We start from the raw sequence: 20,346 nt of genomic DNA, 5'->3' as shown, positions 1-20,346 counted from the left end.
CTCGTCCTGGCCGCGATCCGGTTACACCGCCACGTACGCCACCGGCTCGCTCCCCGTCACCGGTTCCGCCCGCCCCAGTTTCACCAGGCGGCGCAGATGGGCTTCGGCCTCGGAGACCGCGATGTTCCTCGATCCGTAGGGGATTTCGGACCAGGGGCGGTTCCACTCCATGCGCTCGGCGAGCTGCCAGGGGGTGAGCGGTTCGCGGAGGAGGGCGAGCAGGCCGGTGAGGCGTTCCTCGTGGTGGGCGAGCAACTCCCGTACGCGGCCGGAGGCGTCGGTGAAGACGTGCTGGTGGGCAGGGAGCACCTCGGCGGGGGCGAGCCGCCCCACCCGCTCCAGGGAGTCCAGGTAGTCACCGAGCGGATCGGTGACCGTGGCGTCGTCCGGGTCCTCGTACAGGCCGATGTGCGGGGTGATCTCCGGCAGCAGGTGGTCACCGCTGAACAGCCGTCCCCGGCCGGGGAGATGAGCGGGGTGCTCCTCCTCCAGGTGCAGGCAGACGTGCCCTGGCGTGTGGCCCGGGGTCCAGATCGCGCGCAGCCGGCGGCCCGGCAGGTCGAGGAGTTCGCCGGGGACGATCTCGCGGTCGGGCAGGGCGGGCGAGAGACCGGGCAGGGTCCGGCGGCCCCGGGCCGCGCGCAGCGGGGCGACGTGCTCCGCGGGCGCCCCGGCAGCCGTCAGCTTGGCCGCCATGTACGCGTACCAGCGCTCCGGCCGCGTCTCCCGGGCCCTGCGCACGATCGCCGCGTCCGCCGCGTGCATCGCCACCCACGCGCCGGAGACCTCGCGGACCTGCCCCGAAAGCCCGTGATGGTCCGGATGGTGATGCGTGACGACGACGCCGACCACCTCGCCGACGGACGTCCCGCAGGCCGTCAGCCCGGCCGCGAGCGCGTCCCAGGCGGCCGGATCGTCCCAGCCCGTGTCCACCAGGACCGGCCCTCGGTCGGTGTCCACGACGTACACCAGCGTGTGCCCGAGCGGATTGTCCGGGATCGGCACCCGGACGGACCGCACACCCCCACCGTGATCGAACGCCTCCGCCATCTCCGGACCTCCGCCCCACCGCCCGCAGTCCATGACCGTGGCCCACTATAACCGGAACTGATTGTCCGTCAGATGACCCCTTTAACCCTTTGCCGGGTCCCCGCCGCAGCGACTACGTTCTCCGGGCCGCCGATCAACCATGCCGATGGAGGCACCTTGACACTGCGTATCACCCCGCTGACCGACCCCGACGCGGGACCGTCCTCCCGTCGCCTGGTGTGGCTGGCCTCCGACGCCGACGGAGTTCCCGTCGGATCGGCGTTCCTGCGCCTCTTCGCCAAGACCGGGCAGGAGCATCTCGCCGAGCTGGAGCTGCGGGTCCACCCGGCCGAGCGGCGGCGGGGCACGGGCTCCCGGCTGCTGGAGGCGGCCGTGGCCACCGCTCGTGAGGACGGCCGGCGCTGTGTCATCGGCCAGGCCGAGGCCGGCTCTCCCGGCGACGGGTTCCTGTCGGCCCGGGGCTTCCACCGGGTCCTGACCCTCGTCTTCACCCGGCTCCCGTCGGCCGCGGCGGACCTCACGGCTCTCACCGCGATCGTCGAGGAGCCGCATCCGGGCTACCGGCTGATCTCCTGGGAGGGCACGGTCCCCGACGACCTCGCCGAGACGTTCGTCGAGTCGCGTCACGCCATGGACGACATGCCGATGGGCGGTACCGACTTCGGCACGGTGGTCTGGGACCTGGAACAGGTCAGGGCCGCCGCCGTGGCCGTGCAGAGGCGGGGCGAGCTGCTGCACACCGTCGCCGCCGTCGACGAGTCGGACGGCTCCATCGCCGGGTTCACCGAACTGGTGGTTCCCGGTGACGGCCAGGGTGACGGCCAGCACTACGGCACCGGCGTCCTGCCCCGGCACCGCGGCCACGACCTCGGCCGTTGGATGAAGGCCGCCTCCGTCCGGCACGCCCTCGAACGGCACCCCGGCCTCGGCGGCCTGCTGACCGACACCGCCGACAGCAACCCGCACATGATGCGCATCAACGACGCGCTCGGCTATGCGCCGACCCGCACGACGTTCGAGTACCAGCTCGACCTCTGATGTCTGGTCTCCCGCGACGGGAACTGGTATCAGTTTCTGATACAGCGTCAGAAACAGGCGGTGCGTCGGGAGGCGGTCGGCCATGGCGGAGCTCGTGGAGCACGGACAGCTTTTCATCGGCGGGGAGTTGGCCGATCCCCTGGGCAAGGACGTCATCGAGGTGGTCTCGCCGCACACCGAGGAGGTCATCGGACGGGTGCCGCACGCCTCGCGGGAGGACGTCGACCGGGCCGTGGCCGTCGCCCGCCGCGCCTTCGACGAGGGGGACTGGCCGCGCGCCTCGCCGGCGGAGCGGATCGGGGTCGTCACCCGGATCAAGGACGGGATCGCCGCCCGGCACGAGGAGATCGCCCGGGTGATCTCCTCGGAGAACGGCTCCCCGTACTCATGGAGCGTCCTCGCCCAGGCGCTCGGCGCGATGATGGTGTGGGACTCGGCGATCAGGGTCGCGCAGAGCTTCTCGTACGAGGAGCGCCGCGACGGTGTGCTCGGCCCGATCCTCGTGCGGCGCGAGCCGGTCGGCGTGGTCGCCGCCGTAGTCCCCTGGAACGTCCCGCAGTTCGTCGCGGCCGCCAAGCTCGCCCCCGCGCTGCTGGCCGGCTGTGCGGTCGTGCTCAAGCCGTCCCCGGAGTCCCCGCTGGACGCCTACCTCCTCGGCGAGATCGCGCGCGAGGCGGGGCTGCCGGAGGGCGTCCTGTCGATCCTGCCCGCCGACCGAGAGGTCAGCGAGTACCTGGTCGGTCACCCCGGCATCGACAAGGTCTCGTTCACCGGCTCGGTCGCGGCGGGCCGGCGGGTGATGGAGGTGGCCGCCCGCAACCTCACCCGGGTCACGCTGGAGCTGGGCGGCAAGTCGGCGGCGGTCGTGCTGCCGGACGCCGACCTCCGGACGGCCGTCTCGGGGATCGTCCCCGCGGCCTGGATGAACAACGGGCAGGCGTGCGTCGCCCAGACCCGGATCCTCGTTCCCCGCGCCCGCTACGACGAGTTCGCGGACGCCTTCGCGCAGGCCGCGGGCGCGCTCAAGGTCGGCGACCCGCTGGACCCGGCCACCCAGGTCGGCCCGCTGGTGGCCCGCCGACAGCAGCGCCGCAACCTCGACTACATCCGCATCGGCCAGGAGGAGGGCGCCAAGATCCTCACCGGCGGCGGCCGCCCGCCGGGCCTGGACCAGGGCTGGTACGTCGAGCCCACCCTCTTCGGCGACGTCCACAACTCCATGCGGATCGCCCGCGAGGAGATCTTCGGCCCGGTCATCTGCCTGGTCCCGTACGGCGACGAGACCGAGGCCGTGAAGATCGCCAACGACTCCGACTACGGCCTGTCCGGCAGCGTGTGGACGGCGGATGTCGAGCGCGGCGTCGAGATCGCCCGCCAGGTGCGCACCGGCACCTACTCCGTCAACACCTTCAGCCTCGACATGCTGGGCCCGTTCGGCGGCTACAAGAACTCGGGCCTGGGCCGGGAGTTCGGCCCCGAGGGGTACGGCGAGTACCTGGAGCACAAGATGATCCACCTGCCGGCGGGGGCGTAGGGATGGGCGACCGCTGGCACGTCGAGGTCGACCGGTCGGTGTGCATCGGCTCGGCCCAGTGCCTCCACCACGCCCCGGACGGCTTCCGCCTCGACACGGCCCGCCAGTCCCACGCCGTCGAACCGGACGCCGACGCGGGCGAGCAGTTGCTGGCGGCGGCCGAGAGCTGCCCGGTGGAGGCGATCACGCTCACCCTGGCGGTCAGCGGGGAGCCGGTGTTCCCGCCCGAGGAGTAGCGGCCCCGTGCTGGAAAAAGTTCTCATTTGGGCGGTTCCGTCACACCTATCCGGGCTTATCCTGAAAGCAGCCTACGAGGCGAGTGAGGGAGTCCGACCGCAGCGGCCGACTTCGGCGCGACGCACCACGTACCACGCATCCGCCGGTGCCGACTGTCACGGTAGGGCTGAGAGGCCGGAAGGCAGCAGTCGGGCCGGAGGGCGACCCCCATCACCTGATCCGGACCATACCGGCGAAGGGAACCCGTCTCGTAGGTCTCGTCATGTTCGAGGACGCCGGGTGCTTCGCGTTCGCGCCGGCGCAGTCGGCCTTCCGAGGGGTCAGCCGAGCCAGGCGAGGGGGTCCTCTTCGTCCTCCCCGGATGCCCGGACCGTCGTAAAGGTGAGAGGGATCTCCAGCTCCGCAAGATCCGCGAGAACCTTCGGCGAGACGCAGAGTCCCGATCCGGACTCGGCAATGCCCGACATGTCGATCTTCACCGATTTCCCCGCCTTCTTCAGCGCGTCGAGCGCCGGCTTGCGAGGGCCCAGGAACCGGATGAGCCGCGCGGCCTGTTCGTCGGCGCTTCTCGAGTGTCGCTCGTCAATGGTGAGCGTGGCCCAGCCGGGGCCGGAATAGACTCCCGCGCCTTCACACGAAGAGAAATCCTCACTGTCGGCGAGCTGAAACTCGAGGAGCAGTGAAGCATCATCCACTTCCCGACCCGATACCACCAGGGACGTAGTCAGCTCGGCCCAAGATTTCGATTTGTTCACAGGCTTCATTTCCATGATTGCTCTCTTAGCGTTCGCTCATGCTGGCTGCGACTCTGAGTGGGAATCCGAGGCGTGCGATTCGCTTGATTTCTTCCGGCTCAAGAGCAAGAGTCGAATCGTTTCCGGAAAATCCGAACAGGCTGACGGTCACCTCATATCCCTGTTCGGCCAGTTGTCCGAGCTCAATCCGCTTCCGTTCCGCGATGGAAAGGATGCTGTCCAGCTGCTCGTGAAAGTCCCGGCTGGTGCGCTCGTTGCAGCTGATCTTCCACTGTCCATCGACCTCACCCGGGCGGTCCCATTTACTGGGTCCCGGGTTGCGTACGCCAGTGGGCTCGACATCAAGGAAGGGGGTGATCTCTTCAGGGCGGAGATCTCTTCCCCTGATGACGAGCGACACCTCCGTCAACACCCAGTGGCGCTTTTCTGCTACATCCATGTTGGGCTCCTCACGGCTCGATTATCTCACGGCAAGCTGCCCAGTGAACATTTCCCATGCCGGGCTTCAGCAGCTCGCCCAGCTGCGTTCTTTGACCGACGGTCGTGGAATTCTCGAACACGCTGAATCCGCCGCCGCCCGACGATGCGGGAGGCGCCAGCGTGTAGTTCGGAATCCTCTCGCCCGGCCCGAACGTCTCCACGTAGCCGTTCGCCGGATACACGCCCCGCTCGACGGTCAGGCCGTTGAGTCCGGGCAGCGCGTCCCCGTGCTCCACGTAGAAGGAGATGTGGGTCCCCTCGGGAACGACCGTTTCCCCGGCTCCGGATTCGATGTAACCGTGACCGGCGAAGACCTGCTCCCCGTCGGCCCGGCCACCGGCGAGCACCCGGTCCGCGTAGTAGCGGCCGTCGGTGTCCGGCCATTTCTTGTTCACGATCTGCGGGTTCGAGTCGCGCAGCGCCTGCATGACGTCGGCACGCTCGGGCATGGGGTCCCCGGCTCCCCGGGGTCCTTCGAGGCCGTCGCGCACGGACCTGCGGGCCGCGTTCTCGACGCCCCCCTCGAGCCCCTCCTTCGCGGCCGTCCGCAGCCCGAGCCGCAGTCCGCCGCGGGCGAGCCCCGCGCCCTTGGTGCCGACCAGCTCCGGTATGAGGCGGCCGACGAACTCCGAGGGGTCCTTCTTGAACCCGTCCACGGCCGCCTGGACGACCCGTTCCGGGTGGGAGGCGGTGGAGACCAGGCCGGCCAGTGTCATGTTGACGTTCTGCACGTAGGCGGCCGGATGGGTCAGGTTGTACGGGTCGGTGGGGTTCAGGCCGCGGACGAAGTTCAGCAGTCCGGCCGTGCCCTTGAGCGCGCCGCCGACCACGTGGGTGAGTTCGGTGTTGACGGCCTGGTAGCCGTCCGTGAGGTCGTTGCCCAGGCGCTGAAGCGGCGGCGGCTCGGCGGGGGCGTGGGCGAGGGCCGCCTTCACCTTTCCCTGTGCCTCGGAGGCGGCGGTGTTGCGCTGCTTACGGGCCTCGGCGAGCTTCTCGGCGGCCGCCTTGATGTCGGCCTTGCCCGGGTCGTGGAACGGCTCCGGCTTGGGCCCCGGGTCCTCGTTCGCCTTGACCTTGGCGTTGTAGGCGTCGACCTTCTTGTTGTACGCGTCCGCCGCGTCCTTGGACGCCTGCACGCCCTTCTTGTAGAGCTCGACGGCCTCCTTGGCCTGCGCTTGCGCCCACTTCACGGTGCCCGCGTACGCCTCCAGCGCCCCCGCGGCCGTGTCACAGGCCTCGGCGGCCTGCGCCCACTTGGTGGGGTGCACGCCGAACTTCTCCCGGAACGCGTCGCCGCCCTGGCCCTGCCAGCCGGAGGAGTCGACCTTCTTCAGCCCCGTGCTCACCTTGTCGAAGGCGCCGTGGAAGTCCCTCAGGTGCTTGGCGCTCTCCCGGATCCTGTCCGGGTGGCCGTGGACGAGCTCGTCCGGCTCCTCGGTCTGGCCGAGCTGCTGCTCGCCCGGGGTGGCACCCAGGTCCGAGGCGACCTCGTCGCCCCAGTCCTCCACACTGTCGGCCCAGTCGTGCGCACCGACGTAGTCCAGGCCCTCGCCGAGCTTGTCCGTGGTCCAGTCGACGCCCTCGCCGAGCTTCTTCTTGCCCGCGTCCCAGAGGTGCTCGCCCTCGCCCAGCAGCGAGTTGGTGAGGTCTCCGAGCCCCATCAGCCCTCCCCGCCCTGCCCGGCGGCCTTGGCGCGGGCCTCGGGAGAGGGCCCGAAGGTGTCGTCCAGGTACTGGTCGTACTCCTGGTCCGAGACACCGAACGCGTCGTGCAGGTTCTCGGGGTTGACACCCATGGGCCCGAGGGTGTGGGAGGTCATCACGTCCCGGCCCGCGTCCTTCCACGCCTGCCCGCTGTTGGCCATCGCCTGGTCGAAGGACTCCTTGCTGTAGTCCACGTTCCCGCCGTAGACCCCGGACGTGGCGATGTCGCCCCAGCCCATCTTCTCCACGTCCTCCTCGGAGGCGTACGGATTGCCGACGGCCGAGTTGGCGACCACCTTGAAGGAACCCTCCACGTAGTGCTCGGTCTCGTAATACGTGCCCGCCGACAACCCCGTCTTCACAGCGAACCCGTTGCCCTCGGCGACCAGCGACCGCACCCCCCACTCCCAGCGCTCGCAGAACGACTTGAAGTCACCCGTCAGCCCCTCATGGCCGAGCTCCAGACCGGACAGCGCGATGTCGGAGAAGCCGCGCCCGGCCCCCGCCTCACCCACCATGCCGAGTTCCTTCAACTCACCCAGGGCCTCGGTCAGGCCCTTCGCGACCAGTGCGAGCCCGTCCGCCTTCAGGTCCTTGCCACCGTCGCTCATGCCTCGTCCCCCGCCTCGAAGTCCAGCGCCGCCTCGTCGGGCACGATGCCCCGCACCGGCGGGAACACCATCCCGTCCGGCCCGTCCGCACAGTCCAGCGCCACCCCGCACGGCACCCCCGCGGCCGGCACCGCCACATCCAGCAGCCGCGCCCCGAGCACCGTCTGATACGTCCACTCCCGCGCGAAGGCGCCCCGCTCCCGGGCGTAACGGGCGAGCGCCCGCTCGTCCGAGAACGCCAGGATGAAGCGGATACCGTTCCAATCCGCGGTCAGCATCCCCCGCTCCTCGACCGGACCCGGCCCGTCGCCGAGCGGCACCAGGACGGGGGTGTGACGGAACTCGTCGAGCAGGGCCGCGAACTCCCGTCTGCGCGCCTGCGCCTCCGCTTCGCTTCCGTCCGCGGAGACGTGCTCCGGCGAGGAGCCGGCGGAGCCGCCGGCCTCCTCCCGCAAGCTTTCCGCGGAGCCGTCGGCCGTCTGCTGCGACCGGTCCGCCGCCCGCTCTCGCGGAGGCGCCGTCATCTCCGCGTAGTCGTACAACCGAGACCTGGGAAAGTCGTTGCGCGCTGCCTCGTCCGCCCCGCCCCCGTGTTCAGACATGCGATCCATCATCACCATCGCGGCGACAGGGAACAACCCACCCCTGTCACGCCCTTGTCACAGCCGCCCCTCAGCGTGACGTCCCCGGCTCCGTCAGGTCGATCAGCCGGCACACCGTCTCAATGTCGATCTTCACCTGCGCGATCGAGGCGCGGCCCGAGAGCCAGGTGATCAGCGCCGAGTGCCAGGTGTGCTCGATCACCCGGACGGCGGAGAGCTGCTCGGGGGTGGGGTGCTCCAGGCCCACCGCGTCCAGGATGATCGCCGTCGTCTGCCGGGAGACCTGGTCGACCTCGGGGGAGACGCTGCGGTCGGCGAAGGTGAGGGCGCGGACCATCGCGTCGGCCAGGTGCGGCTCGCGCTGCAGCGCGCGGAAGGCCCGCATCAGGGTCTCCGCGACCCGCTCGGCCGCCGTGTCTCCCGCCGGCGGCTTCTTCCGCAGCGTGCCGTGCATGTGCTCCAGCTGGTCCTGCATGGTGGCGACCAGCAGGTGCACCTTGGACGGGAAGTAGCGGTACAGCGTGCCGAGGGCCACCTGCGAGGACTCGGCGACCTCGCGCATCTGCACCGCGTCGAAACCGCCCCGGCTGGCAAGCTGCGCGCTCGCGTGCAGGATCCGGCGGCGGCGGGCCTCCTGGCGCTCGGTCAGCGGCGCCGAAGGGGGCCGGGCGCTACTCGCTTCCAGCTTGGATTCCGCAGGCATGGGTCCCGCTCCGTGACGGTCGGTGAGGGCTTCGGTAGGGCATGTGATCATCCTGCACGGCGGGGGTCCGTGCCGTGGCGTGAATCACCTGATCCACTGCTCACAGGGCCCTTACCTGCCGGTAGATTCAGAGCCTCTTGAACGATCAAGTCTGTAACTTGTTCTAGATTAGCGTCCCGACGTAGTCTCGCGGGACAGTGCAGGCAGAAGGGGGCCCGGAGTGACCGCTGAGGCCAGTCAGGCGGGTCCCCGACCGGACCTCGCGGCGGACGGCGAGCGACCGCTCAGGATCGCGCTCCTCACCTATAAAGGGAACCCGTTCTGCGGCGGCCAGGGCGTCTACGTACGGCACCTCTCCCGCGAGCTGGCCCGCCTCGGCCACCGCGTCGAGGTCATCGGCTCCCAGCCCTACCCCGTCCTCGACGAGGGCTACGACGGCCTGAGCCTGACCGAGCTGCCCAGCCTCGACCTCTACCGCCAGCCCGACCCCTTCCGCACGCCCAAGCGGGACGAGTTCCGGGACTGGATCGACGCCCTCGAGGTGGCCACCATGTGGACCGGCGGCTTCCCCGAACCGCTGACCTTCTCCCTGCGCGCCCGCCGCCATCTGCGCGCCCGCGCGGGCGAGTTCGACGTCGTCCACGACAACCAGACGCTCGGCTACGGCCTGCTCGGCGACATCGGCGCCCCCCTGGTCACCACCATCCACCACCCCATCACCGTCGACCGGCAACTGGAGCTGGACGCCGCCGAAGGCCGTCAGCGCCGGCTGTCCGTGCGCCGCTGGTACGCCTTCACCCGCATGCAGAAGCGCGTCGCCCGCCGCCTGCCCTCGGTGCTCACCGTCTCCGGCAGCTCCCGCCAGGAGATCGTGGACCACCTCGGCGTCCGCGACGACCGCGTCCACGTCGTCCACATCGGCGCCGACACCGACCTGTTCGCGCCGAATGCGGCCGTCCCCGAGGTCCCCGGCCGCATCGTCACCACGTCGAGCGCCGACGTGCCCCTCAAGGGCCTGGTCTTCCTCGTCGAGGCCCTCGCCAAGGTGCGCACCGAACACCCCGCCGCCCACCTCGTCGTCGTCGGCAAGCGCCCCACCGAGGGCCCGGTCGCCCAGGCCGTCGAGCGCTACGGCCTCGAAGGCGCCGTCGAGTTCGTCAAGGGCATCTCCGACGCCGAACTGGTCGACCTGATCCGCTCCGCCGAGGTCGCCTGCGTGCCCTCGCTCTACGAGGGCTTCTCGCTGCCCGCCGCCGAGGCCATGGCCACCGGCACTCCGCTGGTCGCCACCACCGGCGGAGCCATCCCCGAGGTCGCCGGCCGCGACGGCGAGACCTGCCTGGCCGTGCCGCCCGGCGACCCGGGCGCGCTCGCCGCCGCCCTCGGCCGGCTGCTCGGCGACCCGGAGCTGCGCACCCGGCTCGGCACCGCCGGGCGGGCCCGCGTCCTGGACCGGTTCACCTGGGCCCGTGCCGCCGAGGGGACCGTGGCCCGCTACCGTGACGCCGTCGCCCACCACCCGGGCACCCCGTCCGTTCCCGCGCGCCCGCCCGTCGCGCAGGCGGCCGTACCCGAAGAACCACCCGCCTCCGACCGCGACACCTCCGACCGCGAAAGCAGGGCCACGTGCTGACCGTCGACTTCTCCCGGTTCCCGCTCGCCCCGGGCGACCGCGTCCTGGACCTCGGCTGCGGCGCCGGCCGGCACGCCTTCGAGTGCTACCGGCGCGGCGCGCAGGTCGTGGCGCTCGACCAGAACGCCGAGGAGATCCGCGAGGTCGCCAAGTGGTTCGCGGCCATGGCGGAGGCGGGCGAGGCCCCGGCCGGAGCGAGTGCGACCGCGATGGAGGGCGACGCCCTCGCCCTGCCCTTCCCCGACGAGTCCTTCGACGTCGTCATCATCTCCGAGGTCATGGAGCACATCCCCGACGACAAGGGCGTGCTCGCCGAGATGGTGCGCGTCCTCAAGCCGGGCGGCCGCATCGCCGTCACCGTGCCCCGCTACGGCCCCGAGAAGGTCTGCTGGGCCCTGTCCGACGCCTACCACGAGGTCGAGGGCGGCCACATCCGCATCTACAAGGCCGACGAACTGGTCGGCAAGATCCGCGAGGCAGGCCTCAAGCCGTACGGCAGCCACCACGCGCACGCCCTGCACTCGCCGTACTGGTGGCTCAAGTGCGCGTTCGGCGTCGACAACGACAAGGCGCTGCCCGTCCGCGCGTACCACAAGCTGCTGGTCTGGGACATCATGAAGAAGCCGCTGGCCACCCGGGTCGCCGAACAGGCGCTCAACCCGCTCATCGGCAAGAGCTTCGTGGTCTACGCGACCAAGCCCCACCTGCCCCGCCTCGCCGACAACGACGGGGCGGCCGCCAAGTGACGACGCCCCGGACGGAACACCTGGTCCTGCCCGGGGTCCTCACCGCCGAGCAGGCTGCCGCGACCGTCCGCGGCATCCTCGCCGTGCAGCGGGAGGACGGCGCCATCCCCTGGTTCCGCGGCCACCACCTCGACCCGTGGGACCACACCGAGGCCGCCATGGCCCTGGACGCGGCCGGCGAGCACGAGGCGGCCGAACGGGCCTACACCTGGCTCGCCACCCACCAGAACCCCGACGGCTCCTGGTACGCCGCCTACGCCGACGGCGCCCACGACGACGTCACCGACCGCGCCCGCGAGTCCAACTTCGTCGCCTACATAGCGGTGGGCGTCTGGCACCACTACCTGTCCACCGGCGACGACACGTTCCTGGACCGCATGTGGCCCACCGTCCAGGCCGCCATGGAGTGGGTGCTGCGGTTGCAGCAGCCCGGCGGCCAGATCGGCTGGCGCCGCGACGACGACGGCACACCCACCGCCGACGCGCTGCTCACCGGCAGCTCCTCCGTCCACCACGCGCTGCGCTGCGCCCTCGCCATCGCCGAGGAGCGCGAAGAACCGCAGCCGGACTGGGAGTTGGCGGTCGGTGCGCTGCGCCACGCGATCCGCCGCCACCCCGAGCGCTTCCTGGACAAGGACCGCTACTCGATGGACTGGTACTACCCGGTCCTCGGCGGCGCGCTGACCGGAGCGGAGGCCAAGTCCCGCATCGAGGCGGACTGGGACCGCTTCGTCGTCCCCGGTCTCGGCGTGCGCTGCGTCGTCCCCAACCCGTGGGTGACCGGCGGCGAGTCCAGCGAACTCGCCCTGGCTCTGTGGGCCATCGGCGAGTCCGACCGCTCCCTGGAGATCCTCCAGTCCATCCAGCACCTGCGCGACCCGGCGACGGGCCTGTACTGGACGGGGTACGTCTTCGACGACGGCGCCGTCTGGCCGCAGGAACTCACGACCTGGACGGCGGGCTCCCTGCTGCTCGCCGTCGCCGCCCTCGGCGGCCACGACGCCACCTGCGCGGTGTTCGGCGGGGAGCACCTGCCGTCCGGCCTGGACCCCGACTGCTGCCGCCAGGGCCTGTTGCCCTAGGCGGCCCGCGCCGGGGTCCGGCGACCGGACGTCAGTGCCGGTGCATGCGGTTGGCGATGGCGTGCCCCACGAACAGGTACACCACGGCGGCGAGGCCGTATCCGGCGACCACCCGGGCCCAGGCCTCGTCGAACGTGAAGAGGTCGTGGGACCAGCCGGCCAGCCAGGCGGCGGCGTCATGGACGAACTGCACCAGGCTGTTGGCCCGGTTGGCGTCCAGCAGGTACATCAGAATCCACAGGCCGAGGATGAAGGCCATGACGTCGGCGACGACGGCGACGACCGTCCCGGCCTGATTCGCTCCGTTGCGATATCCAGACATGCCCTTCGGATTGCCGCTTCCGCGGCCGTGAAACAAGGCCGGGACAAGGCCCACCACCCCGACGGCGTCCCCTGGGTGGCGCGCCCCTGCCCTCCGGGGGAGGCTGCCGGAGGAAACAGCCGCTCGGGGAGACACGTCCGGAGGACCCCGTGCCCGTACCGATACGGCGCCTGTGCGTGGCGCTCACCCTGTGCTGCGCGCTGCTGGCCGGCTCCACCGCCTGCGGAAACAGCGAGAAGACCAGGACGAAGGACACCGCGGACGTCGCGGCCGTCGACGCGGCCACGCCCAGCCCGACCACGTCGGCCGAGCGGCAGAAGTTCGCCAAGACCCGCTTCGTGGCCAACGCGGGCCTCGCGGCGGGCGCGACGTACCAGTGGATCGTCAAGCCCTGGAAGGCCGGCAAGTTCAAGAAGGGCGCCAAGGGGCGCAAGGTGTCCCTGGTGAAGGCCGGTCTGGCCGGCGCCTTCGTCTACAACCGGCTCAAGGCCGCCCAGCGCAACGCCCAGGGCGACCCGGCGCTCACCAAGGCCCTCGCCCCGCTCACCGCCGGCATCGAGGGGCTCAAGAGCCTGCCGGCCAAGCTGCGCGGCGGCGACGCGGACGCGGCCGGCACCTTCGACGACATCATCAACAAGGTCAAGGACGCAGGCAAGAGCGCCGGGGCCCCGGTGAAGGACCAGGTGCCGTCCTCGTCCCAGCTCTCCGCCGGTTAGGAGTTCAGCTCCGCCAGCACCCTCAGGGTGTGCGGGTCCGGTGACAGGGCAAGCAGGTCCGTCACCGGACCCTTGCGCCACAACTCCAGCCGCTCCGCTATCCGTTGACGGGGGCCGACCAGCGAGATCTCGTCGGCGAACGCGTCCGGCACGGCCAGCAGCGCCTCCTCCCGGCGCCCGGCGAGGAACAGTTCCTGGATCCGCCGGGCCTGCTCCTCGTACCCCATGCGGGCCATGAGGTCGGCGTGGAAGTTGCGGGCCGCGTGCCCCATCCCGCCGATGTAGAAGCCGAGCATGGCCTTCACCGGGAGCAGGCCCTCGGCCACGTCGTCGCACACCCTCACCCGGGCCATCGGTGCCACCGTGAAACCCTCGGGCAGCTCACGCACCGCCTCCCCGTACACCTCTGGCCGGCTCGGCGACCAGTACAACGGCAGCCAGCCGTCGGCGATCCGGACCGTCTGCGCGACGTTCTTCGGGCCCTCCGCGCCGAGCAGCACGGGCAGGTCGCCGCGCAGCGGGTGGGTGATCGGCTTCAGCGGCCTGCCCAGACCGGTGCCGTCCGGGCCCCGGTACGGCAGCGGATGGAACCGGCCGTCGGACACCACCGGCGCCTCGCGCCGGAGCACCTGCCGCACCACGTCCACGTACTCCCGGGTCGCGGTCAGCGGCGACTTCGGGAACGGACGGCCGTACCAGCCCTCCACCACCTGCGGCCCGGACAGACCGAGCCCGAGCAGCACCCGCCCGCCGGAGAGGTGGTCCAGGGTGAGCGCGTGCATGGCGGTCGCGGTCGGCGAACGGGCCGCCATCTGGGCAACCGCCGTGCCCAGCCGGATCGTCGAGGTCCGCGCGGCGATCCAGGTCAGGGCGGTGAAGCAGTCCGAACCCCAGGACTCGGCCGTCCACACCGAGTGGTACCCGAGCCGCTCCGCCTCGCGGGCCAGCGGCACATGACCGGCGTCCGGACCGCGGCCCCAGTAGCCGAGAGCGAGACCGAGCCGCATGCGCCTGCCTCCTGACGGATCGTCAGCAATATGCCGGGAGGCGACTGTACGGCAACGGCCCCCCGCCCGGAAGGGCGAGGGGCCGTGCGCGGAAGTACCGGCGCGGGGCGCTCGGTGTCAGCCGCGCTGGATCCCGGAGGTGTCCTGGAGCACACCGCGGCGGCCGTCCTGCGTCTGCGCCACCAGTGCGCCGCCCCGCTGCTCCACCGCCAAGTACCAGGTGCCAGGCGCCAGTTCCGCGATCGGGTTCGGCGAACCGTCCTCGGCGAACAGCGGCCGGGCGACCGGCACGGCGAACCAGAACGGCGAGAAGTCCCCGCCGCCCTGCTGCGGCGCCGGGGCGGCGGCCTGCTGCGGCGCCGGCTGCTGCCCGAACGGCTGGCCCGGCTGCGGCTGCGCGCCGTACGGCTGCCCCGGCTGCGGCTGCGCGCCCGGGTAACCGTAACCACCCGGCGGCTGGGCGCCGTAGGGCTGCGGGGCGGCCGGCTTGGGAGCCGGGACGAGAGCGGCCTGCAGGGCCGGCACGAGCGGCGTCGCGATGGCGGCACCGGCCATGACGAGGGTGGCGATGAGGGCGATGATCAGGCCCGTGCCCGCGTTCGGGCCGTCGTTGGAGCCGGTGACGTTGTTCGCGCCGCCCGTCGGGTCGATGACGTTGCCCAGCGCGCTCCACGCGGCGAACACCGCGAAGGCGACACCGAACTGCCCGAGGTCAAGACCCACGACCTTGCGCGGCTCGGGCAGGGCACGGGAGACGACGATCAGCGCAGCGCCGATGATCCCCGCGAGGACGACGCTGAGCAGGACAGGTCCGCTCGCCCACAGGTTCGGCAGGTCGAGGCCGTCTGCCCCGTCGTACGAGTAGTTGTCGAGGAACGACGCGATGAACAGCAACACCGCTGCTCCGATCACCACGCCGTCGCCTCTAGTGAGGGAGCGGATATTCACTTCAGGTCCTTCGTAGGTCGTCTCGACGTCGGTAGACACTATCGTCCGCAAGATCGGCCTGTCCGCCCGGTTGCGCCCGTCGTCACGACTCGCGCAGGAAACTCACGATTCCCTCGGAGATCCCCTGCGCCGCCTTCTGCCGCCAGGTGCCACTGGTGAGGAGTGCCGCGTCCTTGCTATCGCGCATGTTGCCGCACTCGATGAAGACCTTGGGAACCGTTGACAGATTGAGACCGCCCAGGTCCTGACGTGTGACGAGACCGGTACCGTCGCCCACGTAGTTGGAGGGGGGTTCGCCCGTGACGCGGACGAACTTGCCCGCCACCCGCTCGCCCAGGTCGCGCGAGGCGGCGGCGATGGGCCGGGTGTCGGCGGCGCCCGCGTGCACGGCCGCCGGGAGGATGACGTGGAAACCGCGGTGGCCCTCGGCCGAGCCGTCGGCGTGGAGGGAGATGGCGGCGTCCGCGTGCGCCGTGTTGCCGATCCGGGCGCGCTCGTCGACGCAGGGGCCCCAGGGCGGGGAGTCCCCGTCGTGCGTCAACTTCACGGTGGCGCCCTGCTGTTCCAGGATCGTGCGCAGGCGGTGGGCCACGTCCAGGGTGAACCGGGCCTCGGAGTAGCCCGAGTTGGTGGACGTGCCGGTGGTGTCGCACTCCTTCTTGTTGGTGCCGATGTCCACCTGGCGGTTGATCTCGGCCGTGTGCCGGAAGTTGCCGGGGTTGTGGCCGGGGTCGATGACGACCACCTTGCCGCGCAGGGCGCCGGACGCGGCCGGGGCGGTGGTGGTGCGCTTCGGGTCCGGCCGCTTGGCGTCGGCGGTGGGCGTACCCGTGCCTGGCTCGGCGGCCGACGGCGTCGACGAGCCGGTGGGGGAGCCGGCGGAGGTGGACGCCGAGGCGGTGCTCACGGCGCCCGAGGAGCCGCCCGAGCCGCCCACCGCCTCGTACACCAGCCAGCCGAGCAGCGCGCCGGGCACCAGCGCGGCGAGCGCGACGGTCAGTGGTCCGCGCCGGGGCCGGCGCGGCTGCGGGGGATCGAAGTCCGGGCCTACGTACGACACGCCTGCCACCCTAGCGGCCGTCCAGGGCCTTCACATGACCGACAGGTCCCAACGGGTGGCGCGGCCGGTACGGCCGACGTCCCCGGGCCGCCCGATCCCGGAGCGGCCTCAGAGACCGCGCACGATCAGCCACCCGGCGATGCCGAGCACCACCAGGTAGAGCCCCGGCGATCACGGCGAGTCTGGGTCAGACGCCCGTCCCGGTCCGCCGCAGCACCCGCAACGATCCGGTCACGGAGACTTCCGTGAACGCGCCCGACTCCAGGGCCCGGAGGTAGACCCGGTACGGGGCCTGGCCGGTGAACTCGTCCTCCGGGTGCGGGAACACGTCGTGGATGACGAGCAGTCCGCCGTCGGCGACGTGCGGGGCCCAGCCCTCGTAGTCGGCGTTCGCGTGCTCGTCGGTGTGGCCGCCGTCGACGAAGACGAGGCCGAGCGGCGCGTTCCAGAGGGCGGCGATCTGCGGGGATCGGCCGACGAGGGCCACCACGTGGTCCTCCAGGCCCGCCCGGTGCAGGGTCCGGCGGAAGGTGGGCAGCGTGTCCATCAGGCCGAGCTCCGGGTCGACCGTGCCGGGGTCGTGGTAGTCCCAGCCCGGCTGCTGCTCCTCGCTGCCCCGGTGGTGGTCGACGGTGAGCGCGGTGACCCCGGCCGCGCGGGCCGCGTCGGCGAGCAGGACCGTCGAGCGTCCGCAGTAGGTGCCGACCTCCAGGAGGGGGAGGCCGAGCCGGCCGGCCTCGACGGCGGCCGCGTACAGCGCCAGGCCCTCGTCCACGGGCATGAAGCCCTTCGCCGCCTCGAACGCGGCCAGGATCTCGGGCTTGGGTGCGGCGGGCATGGGGCGCCTTTCGGTCGTACGGCTTTCCGGGTACTTCCGGGGCGCCTATGCTGCCGCACCCCCTGCCGCCGGGGCGACAGGGGGTGCCTGCGAGGTGGGTGCCGGGAGGCGGGAGCGCGTTAGGCGGTCACCGTCTCGCCCGGCAGGGAGAGGTCGAGCTGGACGGCCCGTTCCTCGCCGTGGTGGGTGGCGGCGGAGGCGAGCGGCCCGTGCCCGGTGGCCTTCGCGGCGAGCACGTACGGTCCGCCGGCCGGCACGGTGAGGGCGTAGCCGCCGTCCGCGTCGGAGAGCGTCGCCCCCGCCTGCCGTCCCCGGCGGTCGATCAGGGTGACCTTGGCGCGGGCGACCGGGCTGCCCCCGGCGTCCAGCACCCGGCCCCGGAAGCCCCGCAGCGCCTGCTCGGCGCGCTCCAGCGCCGCGTCCTCCTCGCTGCTGGCGCGCAGCTGGGTGTGCGCGGCGGGGCGCGGCGTCCTGGGCAGCAGGAGCGCGAACACCAGGCCGACCGCGACGGCGGCGGTGGCGATCAGGAAGGAGACGCGGAAGCCGTGCATGGTCGGGACGGCGACCGCGCCGGCGTGGTGCGCGGTGTTGGCCAGCACCATGCCGATGACGGCGCTGGAGACGGAGGTGCCGATCGACCGCATCAGGGTGTTGAGGCCGTTGGCCGCGCCGGTCTCGGAGGCCGGGACGGCGCCGATGATCAGGGCGGGCAGCGAGGAGTAGGCGAGGCCGATGCCGGCGCCGAGCACGACGGAGGTGACGATGGTCTGCCAGGCCGCGTCCATCAGGCCGAGGCCGCCGCCGTAGCCGAGGCCGATGACCAGCAGGCCGGTGATCAAAGTGACCTTGGGGCCGTAGCGGGCCGACAGGCGGGCGTACACCGGCGCCGTGAACATCATCGTCAGGCCCAGCGGCGCGACGCACAGGCCGGCGACGACCATGGACCGGCCGAGGCCGTAGCCGGTGGCCTCCGGCAGCTGGAGGAGCTGGGGGAGGACCAGCGAGACGACGTAGAAGCTGACGCCGACCATGATCGAGGCGAGGTTGGTGAACAGCACCGCCGGGCGGGCGGTGGTGCGCAGGTCGACCAGGGGAGCCTGGACGCGCAGTTCGTAGGCGCCCCACAGGAGGAACACGGCGACGGAGGCGGCGAACAGGCCGAGCGTCGTGCCGGAGGACCAGCCCCAGTCGCTGCCCTTGGTGATCGGCAGCAGGAGCAGGACCAGTCCGGCGGACAGGCCGAGCGCGCCGGGCAGGTCGAAGGTGCCGCGGGCGCGCATCGGCGACTCGGGCACCACGAGGAGGGTCAGGGCGATGGCTATGGCGCCGAGACCGGCCGCGCCGTAGAAGAGCGCGTGCCAGTCGCTGTGCTGGGCGACGAGGGCCGCGGCGGGCAGCGCGAGGCCGCCACCGACGCCGATCGAGGAGCTCATCAGGGCCATGGCGGAGCCGAGCCGCTCGCGCGGCAGCATGTCGCGCATCAGGCCGATGCCCAGCGGGATGGCGCCCATGGCGAAGCCCTGCAGGGTACGGCCCACGATCATCGTGAGGAGCTCGCTGGTGAGGGCGCTGACCAGGGCGCCGACCACCATCACGGCGAGGCTCAGGACCAGCAGCCGCCGCTTTCCGTAGAGGTCGCCGAGGCGGCCCATGATGGGGGTGGCGACGGCGCCGGACAGCAGGGTGGAGGTGAGGACCCAGGTGGCGTTGCTGGGAGCGGTGTCCAGGAGCTGCGGCAGGTCCTTGATGACCGGCACGAGCAGGGTCTGCATCACCGCGACCACGATGCCCGCGAAGGCGAGCACCGGGACCACGGCTCCGCCGGCCCTCCGGTCGGGCTGGTCGGTCGTCGTGTGCGTCATTGAGTGAGGCCTCCCGTGGACATACGTGCCCGGTAAACCTCGTATGCACAGGCAACTATTCCGTTGCTTCGGGCCTCTAATGAATCCTTGACCCGCTCATGGGTTTCTGACCTCACGTCAGGGGCTGGCCTGTTGGTGGAACACGTTCTACTCTGGCCCGCCATGAAGGCCTATGTCGCCGGGGTCGGGATGACCCGCTTCGAAAAGCCCGAGACCAGGGAATGGCAGTACTGGGACATGGTGCGGGAGGCGGGCGAGGCCGCGCTCGCCGACGCCGGGATCTCCTACACCGACGTGGAACAGGTTCCTGTCGGCTACTGCTTCCAGCCCTCGACCGCCGGCCAGCGCGCCGCCTACGAACTCGGCCTGACCGGCGTTCCCGTCTACAACGTCAACAACAACTGCGCGACCGGCGCCACCGCGCTGATGCTGGCCCGCCAGCTCGTCGAGGGCGGCGCCTGCGACTGCGTCCTGGCGCTGGGCTTCGAGAAGATGCGCAAGGGCGCGCTCGGCGCGGGCGCCGACGGAGGCGACTTCGCCACCTCACCGGTGGCCCGCCACTACGGGATCATGGCCGCCCGGCACGGCTTCGGGGCCACCCCGCCGACCGCGCAGATCTTCGGCGGCGCGGCCCGCGAGCACATGGACCGGTACGGCACCACCGAGGCGCAGCTCGCCGCGGTCGCCGCCAAGAACCACCGCCACTCCGTCCACAACCCCTACGCCCAGTTCCGGGACGCCCACGACGTCGACGAGATCCTCGCCGCGCGCACCGTGCACCGGCCGCTGACCAGGCTCCAGTGCTCACCGACCTCGGACGGCGCGGCGGCGGCCGTGGTGGTCTCGGAGCGGTTCGCCGAGGAGCGGGGCCTGAGCGGCCTGACCGAGATCGTCGCGCAGGCCATGGCCACGGACACCGTGGAGTCCTTCGCGTTCGGGTCCTGCATCGACGTCGTCGGGCAGCCGATGTCCCGCGAGGCGGCCCGGCAGGCGTACGAGCGGGCCGGGCTCGGCATCGACGACGTGGACGTCGTGGAGCTGCACGACTGCTTCTCCGTCAACGAACTGCTCACCTACGAAGCGCTCGGCATGTGCCCGACCGGCGAGTCCGGAGCGCTGGTGGAGTCCGGGGCGACCACCTACGGGGGCCGCTGGGTGGTGAACCCGTCGGGCGGGCTGATCTCCAAGGGCCATCCGCTGGGCGCCACCGGCCTCGCCCAGACCGCCGAACTGGTCTGGCAGCTGCGCGGCGAGGCGGGGGAGCGGCAGGTGCCCGGCGCCCGGGTGGGGCTCGCGCACAACATCGGGCTGGGTGGCGCGGCGGTCGTCACGCTCCTGCGGGCGGCGTAGCGCTCCGGCGGGCGGCTTAGGTCGTGCGGACCAGGACCCGCTGGTCCGAAAAGCCGATGCAAGGGGCAC

General features: G+C 71.6%; 21 protein-coding genes. 8 read left to right on the top strand and 13 right to left on the bottom strand.

Going from position 1 to position 20,346, the window contains the following annotated elements:
- Positions 1–21: 21 nt before the first annotated feature.
- A complete protein-coding gene (locus PV343_RS27825) occupies positions 22–1,050 on the bottom strand; it encodes an MBL fold metallo-hydrolase (protein ID WP_319149734.1) in 1,029 nt (342 codons plus the stop codon).
- Positions 1,051–1,206: 156 nt separating this feature from the next.
- On the opposite strand from PV343_RS27825, the gene PV343_RS27820 reads away from it, so the two are divergent.
- The 3 genes from PV343_RS27820 to PV343_RS27810 all read left to right on the top strand — a co-directional run bounded on the left by PV343_RS27820 (position 1,207) and on the right by PV343_RS27810 (position 3,858).
- On the top strand, positions 1,207–2,088 hold the full coding sequence (locus PV343_RS27820) for a GNAT family N-acetyltransferase (RefSeq protein ID WP_319149733.1): 882 nt from the start codon (positions 1,207–1,209) through the stop codon (positions 2,086–2,088).
- A gap of 82 nt (positions 2,089–2,170) precedes the next feature.
- Entirely contained in the window at positions 2,171–3,622 is a 1,452-nt protein-coding gene (locus PV343_RS27815) for an aldehyde dehydrogenase (RefSeq protein WP_319149732.1), read from the top strand.
- A gap of 2 nt (positions 3,623–3,624) precedes the next feature.
- Positions 3,625–3,858: a ferredoxin gene (locus PV343_RS27810; RefSeq protein WP_319149731.1), complete on the top strand. Its 234-nt coding sequence runs from the start codon at positions 3,625–3,627 to the stop codon at positions 3,856–3,858.
- 321 nt (positions 3,859–4,179) lie between these two features.
- Here the strand turns inward: PV343_RS27810 and PV343_RS27805 are convergent, their stop codons facing one another.
- From PV343_RS27805 to PV343_RS27780, 6 genes are all read right to left on the bottom strand, one after another.
- Positions 4,180–4,629, bottom strand: a complete 450-nt coding sequence (locus PV343_RS27805) for a hypothetical protein (protein WP_319149730.1) — start codon at positions 4,627–4,629, stop codon at positions 4,180–4,182.
- A 10-nt stretch (positions 4,630–4,639) separates the two neighbouring features.
- Positions 4,640–5,053, bottom strand: coding sequence for a DUF4279 domain-containing protein (locus PV343_RS27800; RefSeq protein WP_319149729.1), 414 nt, complete (start codon positions 5,051–5,053; stop codon positions 4,640–4,642).
- 10 nt (positions 5,054–5,063) lie between these two features.
- Complete coding sequence (locus PV343_RS27795; RefSeq protein WP_319149728.1) at positions 5,064–6,755, bottom strand: WXG100 family type VII secretion target; 1,692 nt, start codon at positions 6,753–6,755, stop codon at positions 5,064–5,066.
- Positions 6,755–7,408, bottom strand: coding sequence for a hypothetical protein (locus PV343_RS27790; protein WP_319149727.1), 654 nt, complete (start codon positions 7,406–7,408; stop codon positions 6,755–6,757). Before PV343_RS27790 ends, PV343_RS27795 begins: the two co-directional genes overlap by 1 nt.
- Positions 7,405–8,010 carry a hypothetical protein gene (locus PV343_RS27785; RefSeq protein ID WP_319149726.1) on the bottom strand — a complete coding sequence of 202 codons (606 nt, stop codon included), beginning with the start codon at positions 8,008–8,010 and terminating at the stop codon, positions 7,405–7,407. Before PV343_RS27785 ends, PV343_RS27790 begins: the two co-directional genes overlap by 4 nt.
- Positions 8,011–8,080: 70 nt before the next feature.
- Positions 8,081–8,713: a TetR family transcriptional regulator gene (locus PV343_RS27780; RefSeq protein ID WP_319149725.1), complete on the bottom strand. Its 633-nt coding sequence runs from the start codon at positions 8,711–8,713 to the stop codon at positions 8,081–8,083.
- 220 nt (positions 8,714–8,933) lie between these two features.
- Between PV343_RS27780 and PV343_RS27775 the strand changes: the two genes are divergently transcribed.
- Genes PV343_RS27775 through PV343_RS27765 form a run of 3 tightly spaced genes read left to right on the top strand, consistent with a single transcriptional unit; the run spans position 8,934 to position 12,174 of the window.
- Positions 8,934–10,346 (top strand): glycosyltransferase family 4 protein, encoded by a 1,413-nt coding sequence (locus PV343_RS27775; protein WP_319149724.1) that lies wholly within the window; start codon positions 8,934–8,936, stop codon positions 10,344–10,346.
- The gene (locus tag PV343_RS27770; protein WP_319149723.1) at positions 10,340–11,092 is read left to right on the top strand and encodes a class I SAM-dependent methyltransferase; all 753 of its coding nucleotides are present in this window, start codon (positions 10,340–10,342) and stop codon (positions 11,090–11,092) included. The genes PV343_RS27775 and PV343_RS27770 overlap by 7 nt, the downstream gene beginning before the upstream one ends.
- Entirely contained in the window at positions 11,089–12,174 is a 1,086-nt protein-coding gene (locus PV343_RS27765) for a prenyltransferase/squalene oxidase repeat-containing protein (RefSeq protein WP_319149722.1), read from the top strand. Before PV343_RS27770 ends, PV343_RS27765 begins: the two co-directional genes overlap by 4 nt.
- Before the next feature lie 31 nt (positions 12,175–12,205).
- Here the strand turns inward: PV343_RS27765 and PV343_RS27760 are convergent, their stop codons facing one another.
- The gene (locus tag PV343_RS27760) at positions 12,206–12,496 is read right to left on the bottom strand and encodes a hypothetical protein (RefSeq protein WP_319149721.1); all 291 of its coding nucleotides are present in this window, start codon (positions 12,494–12,496) and stop codon (positions 12,206–12,208) included.
- A gap of 149 nt (positions 12,497–12,645) precedes the next feature.
- Here PV343_RS27760 and PV343_RS27755 point away from each other — a divergent pair, with 149 nt between their 5' ends.
- Positions 12,646–13,212, top strand: a complete 567-nt coding sequence (locus PV343_RS27755; RefSeq protein WP_319149720.1) for a hypothetical protein — start codon at positions 12,646–12,648, stop codon at positions 13,210–13,212.
- Here the strand turns inward: PV343_RS27755 and PV343_RS27750 are convergent.
- From PV343_RS27750 to PV343_RS27730, 5 genes are all read right to left on the bottom strand, one after another.
- Positions 13,209–14,219, bottom strand: coding sequence for an LLM class F420-dependent oxidoreductase (locus PV343_RS27750; RefSeq protein ID WP_319149719.1), 1,011 nt, complete (start codon positions 14,217–14,219; stop codon positions 13,209–13,211). The two genes, PV343_RS27755 and PV343_RS27750, sit on opposite strands and share 4 nt — an antisense overlap.
- Positions 14,220–14,336: 117 nt before the next feature.
- Positions 14,337–15,167 (bottom strand): DUF5336 domain-containing protein, encoded by an 831-nt coding sequence (locus PV343_RS27745; RefSeq protein WP_319149718.1) that lies wholly within the window; start codon positions 15,165–15,167, stop codon positions 14,337–14,339.
- An 82-nt stretch (positions 15,168–15,249) separates the two neighbouring features.
- Entirely contained in the window at positions 15,250–16,227 is a 978-nt protein-coding gene (locus PV343_RS27740; protein WP_319149717.1) for an N-acetylmuramoyl-L-alanine amidase, read from the bottom strand.
- A gap of 187 nt (positions 16,228–16,414) precedes the next feature.
- Positions 16,415–17,065, bottom strand: coding sequence for a class I SAM-dependent methyltransferase (locus PV343_RS27735; RefSeq protein WP_319149716.1), 651 nt, complete (start codon positions 17,063–17,065; stop codon positions 16,415–16,417).
- Between the two features lie 119 nt (positions 17,066–17,184).
- A complete protein-coding gene (locus PV343_RS27730) occupies positions 17,185–18,927 on the bottom strand; it encodes an MFS transporter (RefSeq protein WP_319149715.1) in 1,743 nt (580 codons plus the stop codon).
- A 162-nt stretch (positions 18,928–19,089) separates the two neighbouring features.
- Here PV343_RS27730 and PV343_RS27725 point away from each other — a divergent pair, with 162 nt between their 5' ends.
- Positions 19,090–20,277, top strand: a complete 1,188-nt coding sequence (locus PV343_RS27725; RefSeq protein ID WP_319149714.1) for a lipid-transfer protein — start codon at positions 19,090–19,092, stop codon at positions 20,275–20,277.
- The last annotated feature ends 69 nt before the right edge of the window (positions 20,278–20,346 follow it).

Origin of the sequence: Streptomyces sp. WI03-4A, from assembly GCF_033792105.1 — a bacterium.
GTDB classification, from domain to species: Bacteria; Actinomycetota; Actinomycetes; order Streptomycetales; family Streptomycetaceae; genus Streptomyces; species Streptomyces collinus_A.
Note: the sequence above shows the minus strand (reverse complement) of the source record. Positions and strands in the feature narration are given on the sequence as shown.